12 protein-coding genes and 1 riboswitch are annotated in these 11,424 nt (G+C 72.2%); of the genes, 9 read left to right on the top strand and 3 right to left on the bottom strand.

Annotated features, from left to right (window positions below):
- Positions 1–213: 213 nt before the first annotated feature.
- The 5 genes from ACM9LD_RS09920 to ACM9LD_RS09900 all read left to right on the top strand — a co-directional run bounded on the left by ACM9LD_RS09920 (position 214) and on the right by ACM9LD_RS09900 (position 4,788).
- On the top strand, positions 214–837 hold the full coding sequence (locus tag ACM9LD_RS09920) for a class III extradiol ring-cleavage dioxygenase family protein (protein WP_415676490.1): 624 nt from the start codon (positions 214–216) through the stop codon (positions 835–837).
- Entirely contained in the window at positions 834–1,757 is a 924-nt protein-coding gene (miaA, locus tag ACM9LD_RS09915; RefSeq protein ID WP_415676489.1) for a tRNA (adenosine(37)-N6)-dimethylallyltransferase MiaA, read from the top strand. The genes ACM9LD_RS09920 and miaA overlap by 4 nt, the downstream gene beginning before the upstream one ends.
- A gap of 30 nt (positions 1,758–1,787) precedes the next feature.
- Complete coding sequence (dapF, locus tag ACM9LD_RS09910; protein ID WP_415676505.1) at positions 1,788–2,636, top strand: diaminopimelate epimerase; 849 nt, start codon at positions 1,788–1,790, stop codon at positions 2,634–2,636.
- Positions 2,637–2,710: 74 nt separating this feature from the next.
- On the top strand, positions 2,711–4,138 hold the full coding sequence (gene hflX / locus ACM9LD_RS09905) for a GTPase HflX (RefSeq protein WP_415676488.1): 1,428 nt from the start codon (positions 2,711–2,713) through the stop codon (positions 4,136–4,138).
- Complete coding sequence (locus ACM9LD_RS09900; RefSeq protein ID WP_415676487.1) at positions 4,135–4,788, top strand: DUF1345 domain-containing protein; 654 nt, start codon at positions 4,135–4,137, stop codon at positions 4,786–4,788. Before hflX ends, ACM9LD_RS09900 begins: the two co-directional genes overlap by 4 nt.
- On the opposite strand, the gene ACM9LD_RS09895 is transcribed toward ACM9LD_RS09900, so the two are convergent.
- Positions 4,785–5,366, bottom strand: coding sequence for a QsdR family transcriptional regulator (locus tag ACM9LD_RS09895; protein WP_415676486.1), 582 nt, complete (start codon positions 5,364–5,366; stop codon positions 4,785–4,787). The genes ACM9LD_RS09900 and ACM9LD_RS09895 overlap by 4 nt on opposite strands.
- Before the next feature lie 51 nt (positions 5,367–5,417).
- Here ACM9LD_RS09895 and ACM9LD_RS09890 point away from each other — a divergent pair, with 51 nt between their 5' ends.
- From ACM9LD_RS09890 to ACM9LD_RS09880, 3 genes are all read left to right on the top strand, one after another.
- The gene (locus ACM9LD_RS09890) at positions 5,418–6,650 is read left to right on the top strand and encodes an acyl-CoA dehydrogenase family protein (RefSeq protein ID WP_415676485.1); all 1,233 of its coding nucleotides are present in this window, start codon (positions 5,418–5,420) and stop codon (positions 6,648–6,650) included.
- Positions 6,651–7,805 carry an acyl-CoA dehydrogenase family protein gene (locus ACM9LD_RS09885; RefSeq protein ID WP_415676484.1) on the top strand — a complete coding sequence of 385 codons (1,155 nt, stop codon included), beginning with the start codon at positions 6,651–6,653 and terminating at the stop codon, positions 7,803–7,805.
- 4 nt (positions 7,806–7,809) lie between these two features.
- Positions 7,810–7,897: riboswitch (ZMP/ZTP riboswitch) on the top strand.
- Between the two features lie 15 nt (positions 7,898–7,912).
- Complete coding sequence (locus ACM9LD_RS09880; protein WP_415676483.1) at positions 7,913–8,734, top strand: bifunctional 5,10-methylenetetrahydrofolate dehydrogenase/5,10-methenyltetrahydrofolate cyclohydrolase; 822 nt, start codon at positions 7,913–7,915, stop codon at positions 8,732–8,734.
- Here the strand turns inward: ACM9LD_RS09880 and ACM9LD_RS09875 are convergent.
- Positions 8,731–9,570 (bottom strand): LysR family transcriptional regulator, encoded by an 840-nt coding sequence (locus ACM9LD_RS09875; protein WP_415676482.1) that lies wholly within the window; start codon positions 9,568–9,570, stop codon positions 8,731–8,733. The genes ACM9LD_RS09880 and ACM9LD_RS09875 overlap by 4 nt on opposite strands.
- Positions 9,571–9,649: 79 nt before the next feature.
- On the opposite strand from ACM9LD_RS09875, the gene ACM9LD_RS09870 reads away from it, so the two are divergent.
- A complete protein-coding gene (locus tag ACM9LD_RS09870; protein ID WP_415676481.1) occupies positions 9,650–10,579 on the top strand; it encodes a DMT family transporter in 930 nt (309 codons plus the stop codon).
- Here ACM9LD_RS09870 and lexA read toward each other — a convergent pair.
- The gene (lexA, locus tag ACM9LD_RS09865; protein ID WP_146487104.1) at positions 10,563–11,273 is read right to left on the bottom strand and encodes a transcriptional repressor LexA; all 711 of its coding nucleotides are present in this window, start codon (positions 11,271–11,273) and stop codon (positions 10,563–10,565) included. The genes ACM9LD_RS09870 and lexA overlap by 17 nt on opposite strands.
- Between the last annotated feature and the right edge of the window lie 151 nt (positions 11,274–11,424).

Here is an 11,424-nt window from a genome sequence, read left to right as displayed (position 1 = left end):
GCTTGGGGCCGGGCCGTGCGCCCGGGGTGGGCTTGGGAGCGGCGTTCTCGATCGGAGTGGTCTCGGCGATCGGGTCGTTCTCGGCCACGGGGTTCCCCTTCGTCTGCGCCGCGCGTCACGGCTGCCGGTCGTCGTGGACCCGCACAGCACGCGGGCCCGGATCCATTGAAGCACTCCGCGGGCGCCCGGGCGCGATCGATTAGCGTTCTTCTCGTGCACCCGTCCCAGCGCGACCACCGGCCCGTCGCCGTGATCCCCGGCGCCCCGCTGCTCGTACCCGAGCTGGTGGGCGCCCCCGGCGACCCGGACGCCGACCGGCTGCGCAGTGCCGCGCTCGCCGCGGGCGCCTGGCTGGGCGAGCGCGCCCGCACCTGGCGTGTCGTCGCGTCCGATCCTCTGACCAGGGTCGACGATGCCGCCGCCGGGACCTTCGCCGGTTTCGGCGCCGACGTCGTCGTGACGACGGGGCCCGGCGGACCGTCGAACGACCTGCCGCCCAGCCCCGCCTGGCCGGTCCCGCTGCTCCTCGCGGCCTGGCTGCGGGGGAGTGCGGCACCGTCGGCCCGGATCGTCGACGACGGAGACGCGGAGGGCCTGCTCTTCGTTCTCGACGGCCCGAACACCCTCACCGCCCGCGCTCCCGGCGGCCACCGGCCCGAGGACGATGCCGTCTTCGACGCGCAGGTCGCCGCGGTCTGCGCGGGCGGCCCCGCCGGCGAGCTCGACGCGGGATGGCGCGCCGCCGCCGAGGCCTGCGCGGGCGCGCCCGTCGACGTGCTCTACCGCGACGCACCGTTCGGCGTCGGCTACCTCGTCGCCACCGGCGGCGCGTCGTGACCGTGCCCCGCCCGATCGCCGTCGTCGGCCCCACGGCCACGGGGAAGTCGGACCTGGCGCTCGACCTCGCCGAACGGCTGGACGGCGAGATCATCAACATCGACGCCATGCAGATGTACCGGGGCATGGACATCGGCACCGCGAAGCTGCCCGTCGCCGAGCGGCGCGGGATCCCGCACCACCAGCTCGACGTGCTGGACGTGACCGAGACCGCGACCGTCGCCGCGTACCAGGAGCGGGCCCGCGCCGACGCCGAGGCGCTGCTCGCCGCGGGCCGCACCCCCGTGATCGTCGGCGGCTCGATGATGTACTTCCAGGCCCTGCTGGACGAGTGGAGCTTCCCCGCGACCGACCCCACCGTGCGGGCCCGGTTCGAGGACCGGCTCGCCGAGATCGGGCCGCTCGCCCTGCACCGCGAACTCTCCGTGCTCGATCCGGCGGCCGGCGCGAAGATCCTCACCACCGACGGGCGACGGATCGTGCGCGCCCTCGAGGTCGTGACCATCACGGGCGAGCCCTTCGCCGCGTCGGCGCCCGCGATCGGCCCGGCCCGCTGGGACACCGCGATCGTCGCGCTCGATCGCGATACGGAGGAACTCGACGCCCGCATCGACGTGCGCACCCGGCGCATGTTCGACGACGGCCTCGTCGACGAGGTCCGCGCGCTCGAGGAGCGCGGCCTGCGCGACGGCGTCACGGCGGCCCGCGCGATCGGCTACGCCCAGGTGCTCGCCTCCTTCGACGGCGAGTACGACCTGGACGAGGCGCGTGAGCTGACCTTCATCGGCACGCGGCGGTACGTCCGCCGGCAGCGGTCGTGGTTCCGGCGCGACCCCCGCGTGGCCTGGCTCGACGCCGCGGCGCCGGACCTGCTCGGCGCCGCTCTCTCCGCGCACGCGGCCCCGCCGTGGCGGCCGTGACGCGTCCGTAGACTGGTCGGCATGACCGCAGTGGACTTCCTCAAGGGCCACGGCACGGAGAACGATTTCGTGATCCTGCCGGACCCGGGCGTCGACATCGACCTCACGCCCGAGCTCGTGGCCGCCCTCTGCGACCGCCGCGCCGGCATCGGCGGCGACGGCGTGCTCCGCGTCGCCCGCGCAGGCGACCTGCTCGACGCGGGCGTCCTCGACGCGCTTCCCGCGGGCGTCGCGCGCGAGGACTGGTTCATGGACTACCGCAACTCCGACGGCTCGATCGCCGAGATGTGCGGCAACGGCGTCCGCGTCTTCGCCCACTTCCTCGCCGCGAACGCGCTGGTCGCCGGAGATGAGTTCACCGTCGGCTCGCGGGCCGGCGGCAAGCCCGTCCGCGTGCACCACGCCGACCCCGAGACCGCCGAGGTCTCCGTCTCGATGGGCGCGCCCCGGGTGTTCGGCACCTCGTCGGCCGGGGTCGACGGCCGCGACCTCGCCGGCATCGCCGTCGACGTGGGCAATCCGCACCTCGCGTGCGTCGTTCCGGGGCTGACCGAGCGGGACCTCCTGGCGCTCGACGTCGCGAGCGCCCCCAGTTTCGATCACGGCCTGTTCCCGCACGGCACCAACGTCGAGGTGCTGACCCCGCTCGTCGACGGTGCGGTCCACATGCGCGTGCACGAGCGCGGCTCGGGGGAGACCCGGTCCTGCGGGACCGGCACCGTCGCCGCCGCCGTCGCCGCCCTGCGCGCCGCAGACCGCGAGACGGGCGTCGTCGACGTGCACGTGCCGGGCGGGGTCGTCACCGTCACCGTCGAGGCCGACGGTGCCGTGCTCCGCGGTCCGAGCCGCATCGTCGCGTCCGGCACCGCGCGCCTGTAGGTGCGGTCCGCCGCGTTCCGCCCTGGGAAAACCCGCGTGACCTCCTGCATCCCGGCGTGCCACACTGGAGGCATATGACAGACATGGATACCTGGGAGCCGGCTCCGACCGTCGGCGAACTCCAGTTGCAGGAGCGCTCGTCGCTCCGTCGCGTCGTCGGCCTCTCGACCGAGCTCGACGACGTCACCGAGGTCGAATACCGCCAGTTGCGCCTCGAGCAGGTCGTGCTCGTGGGCGTCTGGACCTCCGGTTCCGCCGCCCAGGCCGACGCCTCGCTCGCCGAGCTCAAGGCCCTGGCCGAGACTGCGGGCTCCGCGGTCCTCGAGGGCCTCATCCAGCGCCGCGACCGGCCCGACCCCGCCACCTACATCGGCTCCGGCAAGGCGCACGAACTCCGCGAGGTCGTGCTCGCGACCGGTGCCGACACGGTGATCTGCGACGGCGAGCTCACGCCCGCGCAGCTCAACGCCTTGGAGAAGGTGGTGAAGGTCAAGGTCATCGACCGCACCGCCCTGATCCTCGACATCTTCGCCCAGCACGCCACCTCCCGCGAGGGCAAGGCGCAGGTGACCCTCGCGCAGATGGAGTACATGCTGCCCCGCCTGCGCGGCTGGGGCGAGGCGCTGTCCCGGCAGGCCGGCGGTCGCGCGGGCAGCAACGGCGGCGTGGGTCTGCGTGGTCCGGGTGAGACGAAGATCGAGACCGACCGTCGCCGGATCCGCGAGCGGATGGCGAAGCTGCGCCGCGAGATCAAGGGCATGAAGCAGGCCCGGGACACCAAGCGCGGCGCGCGTCGCCGCTCGGGCGTGCCCGCCGTGGCGATCGCCGGGTACACCAACGCCGGCAAGTCGAGCCTGCTCAACGCGCTCACCGACGCCGGCGTGCTGGTGCAGAACGCGCTGTTCGCCACCCTCGATCCGACCACCCGGCAGGGCGTACTCACGGACGGCCGGGACGTCGTCTTCACCGACACCGTCGGCTTCGTGCGGCACCTGCCCACCCAGCTCGTCGAGGCCTTCCGGTCGACGCTCGAAGAGGTCGTCGACGCCGACCTGCTGCTGCACGTCGTCGACGGCAGCGACGTGATGCCGCAGCGCCAGATCGACGCCGTGCGGCAGGTGCTGCGCGACGTGGCGGGGGAGCGCGAGGCGTCGCTGCCGCGGGAGCTGCTCGTGGTCAACAAGATCGACGCCGCCGATCCGGTGGTCCTGGCCCAGCTGCGCGTCGCGCTGCCCGAGGCGGTCTTCGTCTCGGCGCACTCGCGCGAGGGCATCGACGAGCTGCTCGAGCGGATGACGCAGCTCATCACCGCCGGCGACGTCGAGGTCACGGCCCTGGTGCCGTACGACCGGGGTGACCTCGTCGCCCGGATCCACGCCGAGGGCACCGTGGTCAGTGCTGAGCACGAGGCCGACGGGACGCGGATCCTCGCGCGCGTGCCGGGGGCTCTGGCAGGGTTGCTCTCGCCGTTCTCCGTGGAGTCGCGCACAATCGACGGATGAGCCGTCCGGCGTCGAAACCCGTCCTGTCCGCGACCACGAGGGCGGCCCTGTCGGTGCTGGCAGGGGCGGTGACGGGCGGGCTCGTGGGCGGCCTCGTCGATGCCACGCTGGGCGTTCTCGTCGGCATCGGCACCGCCGGGGCGGTGTTCGTCGCGACCGGGTGGGCCACGCTGTGGCCGCTCGACGCCGCCTCCACCCGCGCCACGGTGCAACGCGAGAACTTCCGACCCCGCGTCGCCGAGGTCGTCGTCGCGGCCATTGCGCTGAGCGGCCTGGTCGCGATCGTGGCGTTGCTCGTCGCCGGGCGCTCCGACCACAAGGACGCGGGCGCGGCGGCGGCGCTGCTCTCGGCGTTCGCGGTGTGGGCGGCACTGCACCTGACCTACGCCACCCAGTACGCGGCGCAGTACTACGGCGATCCGGGGGACGAGCCGGGTGGGATCGACTGGAACGCCGATGCGGCACCGGCCTACCGTGACTTCTTCTACTTCAGCTACAACCTGGGCATGACGTACCAGGTGTCGGACACGTCGGTCTCCTCGCAGGGGATCCGCAGCGTAGTGCTCCGGCACTGCTTGCTCTCCTACGTCTTCGGGACGCTGATCCTCGCGACCGCGATCAACCTGGTCGTCGGGATCGTCTCCGGCTAGCCGCGGCCGGCGGCGCCGTCGATGAGCAGTTCGACCAGGGCCGCGGCCTTGTCCGGCTGGGGCGGCGTGCCGATGATCATGTCGGACCACAGGAACGACTCCGCGAGCCGGACGATCGCGTAGGCGAGGTCCGCCCGGGACACGCCGCGGGAACCGTCGGGCGGAGGAACGCCGATGGCGGCCAGCCAGCCCGCGACCCACCCGATCAGCCGCGCCTGCACCACGCTGCCGCCCGACTGCAGCACCCGCATCGCGAACTCCGGCTCGTCCGCGGCGAACCCGGCCAGCGGGGGATAGTCGCGCACTTCGTGCGCGAGCCGGCCGAACGACCGGAGGAAGGCCGCGCGGTCGCGGACCGGCTCGTCGGCCTCGACCCGTGCGATCGCCTGCGCGATGCCGAGCCAGATCGCCTCGCCTACCACCTGTTCGCGGCCCTCGAACCACCGGTACAGCGTGGCCCGGCCGATCCCGCTGGCCTTCGCGAGCTGCCCCAGGTCCACCCGGCGGCCCTCGCGGAACCACTGCGCGGCGCGGTGGATCACCTCGACCTGGTTGTCAGGACGCTCCGGATGAGACATACTCCTATTTTGTCTCGCCAGCGCGAGGGTGTCAACGAGGGGAAGACCCGGATGGATGTGACGTTCACGGCGGAGGAAGAGGCCTTCCGCGACGAGGTGCGGGAGTTCCTCGACACGCACCTCACCGACGATCTGCGGGCGGCCGGCAGGCTGGCGACCAGCGTCTACTCCGATCACGAGGCGAGCCTGCAGTGGCAGGCGATCCTCCACGAGCGGGGGTGGGCCGCGCCCGCGTGGCCGGTCGAGTGGGGCGGCTGCGACTGGTCGGTCGCGCAGCACTACATCTTCTCGCGGGAATCCGTGCTGGCCGGAGCTCCGTTCCTGTCGCCCATGGGTATCCGCATGGTGGCGCACGCCATCGTGAAGTTCGGGACCGAGGAGCAGAAGAAGTTCTTCCTCCCGGGCATCCTCGATGCCTCGGTCTTCTTCTGCCAGGGCTACTCCGAGCCCGAATCCGGTTCGGACCTCGCCTCGCTGGCGATGCGCGCGGAGTCCGACGGTGACGACCTCGTGCTCACCGGATCCAAGATCTGGACCACCCACGCGCGCGAGGCGAACTGGATGTTCGCGCTGGTCCGCACCTCGAAGCAGGAGCGCAAGCAGCAGGGCATCACCTTCCTCCTGCTGGACATGACGGTGCCCGGCATCGAGATCCAGCCGCTCGTCATGGCGTCCGGCGAGGAGGTGCAGAATGTTGTCTTCTTCGACAAGGTGCGCGTACCGAAGGCCAACGTGCTGGGGAAGATCGACGAGGGCTGGACGGTGGCCAAGTACCTCCTCGAGTTCGAGCGCGGCGGCGGCGCGTCCGCGCCCTGGCTGCAGGTCTCGCTCGACCTCCTCGCCGAGCAGGCCGCGACGGTGCCGGGCCGCGGCGGCCGGCCGTTGTCCGAGGACGACGACTTCCGGCTCGGACTCGCCGAGCTGCGCGCCCGCGTCGACGTCCTGGAGATCCTCGAACACCGCTCGCTGGCGGTGCTCTCGGCGGGCGGGAACCCGGGCACCGCGGCGTCGATGCTCAAGATCCTGGGCACGGAACTGAGCCAGGCGATCACCGAGTTCATCCACAAGAGCGCCGGGCCCCGCGGCCGGGTGTACCAGCCGCACGTCACGCGGCCCGGCGGACCGGTGGTCGAGTACCTTCCGCCCGCCGACGGCGCACACAGCGGAGACCTGTGGCAGGCCGTCGCGCCGCTGCGCTACTTCAACGATCGTGCGGGCTCGATCTACGCGGGCTCCAACGAGATCCAACGGAACATCCTGGCGAAAGCGGCATTGGGGCTGTAGATGGACTTCACACTCACCGACGAACAGACGATGCTGCGCGACGCCGTGCGGTCGTACCTCGCGGGCCGGTACCCGCTGGTGGAGTCGCGCAGCGCGGCTCGCTCCGAAATCGGATGGCAACCCGCCGTGTGGGAGGCCTTCGCGTCCGAGCTGGGCATCCTCGCCGCGACGCTGCCCGAGTCCGTGGGCGGACTGGGCGGCGGCCCCGAGGAGATGATGGTGATCGCCGAGGAGCTCGGTGGCGCGCTCGTCGTCGAGCCCTACGGCGGCACCGCCGTCGTGGGCGCCGCCCTGCTCCGCGGCTCCGCAGAACCGGCGGCGGACGCGGTGCTGACGGCGATCGCCGAGGGCGGGGCGCGGATCGCGTTCGCGCTCACCGAGCCCGAGTCCGGGCGCGAGCCCTGGGACGTCCAGACGACGGCCGTGCGCGACGGTGACGAGTACGTGCTGTCCGGAGCGAAGATCGTGGTCGCGGACCTGCCGTTCGCGACGCATCTGATCGTCGCCGCCCGCACCGCAGGAGGCCGGCTCGACCGCGACGGGATCTCGCTGTTCCTTGTGGAGTTCGACCCGCAGGCTCCCCCCGCCGGGGTGAGCGCGCACTACTTCCGGACGATCGACGACCACCACACGGGCGATCTGGTGCTCAGCGACGTCCGCGTGCCCGCGTCGGCGCTGCTCGGCACCGAGGGCGGTGCCTGGGACGTCATCGAACGCGCCCTCGACGACGGCGCCGCCGCCGTCTGCTCCGAGGCGGTCGGGATCATGCGCCGGGTCGTCGCGGACACCGTGGCGTACGCCAAGCAGCGCCGCCAGTTCGGCGTGCCGATCGGCTCCTTCCAGGCGCTGCAGCACCGCATGGTGGACATGTCGCTCGAGCTCGAACAGTCGGTGGCGGCGAGCTATCTCGCGGTGCTCAACCTCGACGCGGAGCCGCAGGTGCGCCGCCGTGCCGTCTCGGCCGCGAAGATCACCATCGCGCGGGCGGCGCGGTTCGTCGGGCAGAACGCGGTCCAGTTGCACGGCGGCATGGGCATGACGGAGGAGCTGGCGATCGGGCACTGCTTCAAGAGGCTCACCGCCATCGAGACCGAGTTCGGCTCCGCCACCGACCACCTGCACCGGTACGCGGAGGCGAGCGCGCAGGGAGGGTAGCCTCGGGGGTGGCCGTGACTGGCGCTGACGGGGAGCACCCCGGGGGAGCGGCCCACCGGAGTATCCGTGAGCCGCGCGCCTGGGCGTCGAAGTCCCAGGAGGTCGCCATGTCCGGTCCCATCGTTCTCTCCGGCACCCAGCTCGCCGCAGAGCTCAACGCCCACACCGCCGCCCGCGCCGCGGCGCTGCCGTTCGCCCCGACTCTGGCCACCGTGCTGGTCGGCGACGATCCGGGCTCCGCCACGTACGTGGCGATGAAGCGCCGTCGGTGCTCCAACCACGGCCTGGACTCCCGCTTCGTGCACCTGCCCGCGGAGACCACGACGGTCGAGCTGATCCGTGTGCTCACGGGGCTGGCAGCCGACGGAGGCGTGCACGGCATCCTCTTGCAGCACCCGCTGCCGCCGCAGGTGGACGAGCGAGCCGCGTTCGACGCGATCCCCGTGACCAAGGACGTCGACGGCACCTCGAGCGCCGCGTTCGCGGCCGCCGCGCTCGGGCGAACGGGCCACCGGAGTTGCACACCCGCGGGGATCGTTCGGTTACTCGACCACTACGGAGTCACGCTCGAGAGTGCCGACGTGACCGTGGTCGGGCGCAGCGCGATCCTCGGAAAGCCGCTCGCCGCGATGCTCATCCAGCGCGACGCGACCGTCACGGTGTGTCACTCGCGTACCCGCGACCTCGCGGCGCACACCCGTCGCGCCGACGTGCTCATCGCGGCCGCGGGTCGGGCTGGTCTGATCACCGCCGACATGGTGCGCCCCGGTGCGGTCATCGTCGACGCGGGCTTCACTCCAGGGGACGTCACCCCGGGCGCGGCCGCGCGCGCCCGCGCCGCGTCCCCGGTGCCGGGTGGCGTCGGACCCATGACCATCGCGGTCCTCCTCAGCCAGACGGTGGACGCGGCGGAGGCGAGCGCGGGCTAGCGGGGAGTGGTCAGTGAGGCGGCGGCACGGCGGACGGCGGCCCGGACCGTGGCCGGCACGCGCGGCCCGACGGTGACCGCGAGAGCGATCGGCGGCAGGTGCGGCATCGTGTCGACGGTGACCAGGCCGTCGGTCGCGTCGATGGCGGGGAGCAGGGTGACCCCGAGGCCGCTGCGGGCCGCCGAGTACAGGCCCGCGAGGTTCGCGGCCTCGGCGGCGATCGTGTAGTCGATCCCGTTGCGCGTCAGCGCGTCCGCCGCGGGTGCGCGCAGGACGCACGGGTCGTCGAAGAGGAGGACGGGCACCGTGTCGGCTGGGCGCTTCCACTCCCGGGCGGCGTACCAGTGCAGGTCGATGGGGCCGATGGCGTCCGGATGGTCACCGGCGGCGAGGAAGACCGCCACGTCTGCCAGGCCACGGTCCACGGCGCCGGCGATCTGGGCGCTGCGATCGAACCGGAACTGCGCGGCCCACCCGCCGGGGAGGGCGCCGAAGCCGCGGCTGAGCTCGGGGATCAGGCGATCGGCACCGTGCTCGGTGGCGGCGACGGACAGCGTGTGGCTCGTGGGGGAGGCGAGCTCATGGACCGCGGCGTCGTGCGCGTCGAGGATCGTCTGCGCGTGCCCGAGCAGCCGGTTGCCGTGATCGGTGAACCGGATCCCGCGCCCCGCCTTCTCGACGATGGTGTCGCCGGTGGACTTCTCGAGCCTGCGCAGGTGGGCACTGACGGTCGACTGCGTCAGGTGGAGGGTCTCGGCGGCGCGGTGGACCCCGCCGCAGCGGGCGATCGCGACCACACTGCGTAGCGGGACGATGTCGAGGATCGGCTCGGCCATGAATGAACGATAGATCTGATCGATCGTGATCGTCAATCATTATTGGACGGCGAGCACCTGCGCGGTCGACGATCGACGCATGCGAATTCCTCCCGTTCTCGCGCTCTCCGTCGTCGTGCTGTACGCCTTCGGGTATCCGCTCGGCGCCCTCGGCGTCGCCGCGATGAGCCCGTTCCTGCTGCTGTTCCTGCGGTTCGCGATCTCCGGCGTACTGATGCTCGGACTGGTGCGCGCGACCGGCCGGCGCGTGCCGAAAGGTGCGGATCTGGGGCACGCCGTCGTGGTGGGGCTCCTGGCGCAGGCCACGCAGTTCCTGGGCTGCTACCTCGGGCTGCAGGCGGGCGTGCCCGCCGGGGTCGCGGCGTTGATCATCGGCGTGAACCCGGCGGTGACGACGGTGGTGGCGCGGGTCGCGCTCCGGGAGCGACTGACGGCGAGCCGTTCCCTGGCGGCTCTGCTGGGCCTCGCGGCGGTCGTCACGGCGTGCTGGTCGACGGTGCCGATGCTGGCCCACGCCGGCGCGGGGATCGGGTTCACTCTGATCGGACTGGCGGGTATCGCCGTCGGAGGGGTGTACCAGCAGCGGTTCTGCCGCGACGTCGACCCGACGGCCGGGAACGCGATCGGCATGGTGGTCGCGGCCGTCCCGGCCGGCGCCCTCGTCGTGCTGTTCGGCGCGGACGTCACGGATCCCGTGCGGGGCGCCCTCGTGCTCGTGCTGATGGTGTTGCTGAGTTCGATGACGGCGACCACCCTGTACCTGCGTGTGATCGGCATCGCGGGGGCGAGCGGCGCCGCGATGCTGTTCGCGGTGATCCCGGCGGTGTCGGCGCTGTTCGCGTTCCTCATGGTGGGCGAGGCGGTGCACCCCGGCGTGCTCGCCGGGCTGGTGCTCGGCGGTGCGGCGTGCGTGATCGCCTCCCGCGGCGGACGACGAGCGCCGGCCCCCGACCTCGCGGTCGACGAGCCGGCGCGGCGCGGAGCGGGTGCGGTCAGATCCGACGCATGACGGTGACCACCTTGCCGAGGATGACCGCGTCGTTGCCGTGGATCGGGTCGAACGCGGGGTTGTGCGGCATCAGCCAGACGTCGCGGCCGGTCCGCCGGAAGGTCTTGACGGTGGCCTCGCCGTCGAGCATCGCCGCGACGATGTCGCCGTTCTCGGCGACGGACTGCTGACGCACCACGACCCAGTCCCCGTCGCAGATGGCAGCGTCCGTCATCGACTCGCCGACCACCTTGAGGAGGAACAGTGAGCCCTCGCCCACGAGCTCACGGGGAAGCGGGAAGATCTCCTCCACCGCCTCCTCCGCCAGGATCGGGCCGCCCGCGGCGATCCGCCCCAGGACCGGGACGAAGGCGGGCTCCGGCATCCGGTCCTCGTCCTCCATCACCTTCTGGATGACCTGTGCGGTGCGCTCCTCGGCGCCCTGGACGTTCACGGCGCGGGGGCGGTTCGGGTCGCGGTGCAGGAAGCCCAGGCGCTCGAGCGTGCGCAATTGATGCGCCACGGATGAGGTGGACGTGAGGCCCACCTCGTCACCGATCTCGCGAATGCTCGGGGGGTAGCCGCGGTCCCGCACAGACCGGCGGATCACCTCCAGGACCTGCTTCTGGCGACGGGTGAGGTGATCCTCGGAGACGTTGCCCTGTGCGTCGCGGAAGCGCTTGTCCCGGTGCTGGACCTGTCGTTCATCTGTCATGTGTCGCTCCTCACGCCCGTTCGGTTCCGACTCCACTGTAGTCCAGCTCGAACGGCCTGACAAACACCTGTTCGAGAAATTTGTCCGCGTGTCTTCCGTCCGCCGGAGGGGTGTGGTAGAAATCGAACAGAAGTTCTCTCGAACACTTGCA

Source organism: Tsukamurella hominis (genome assembly GCF_965137015.1).
Lineage (GTDB): Bacteria > Actinomycetota > Actinomycetes > Mycobacteriales > Mycobacteriaceae > Tsukamurella > Tsukamurella hominis.
The sequence above is the reverse complement of the archived record's forward strand: the minus strand, read 5'-3'. Positions and strand labels throughout refer to the sequence as shown.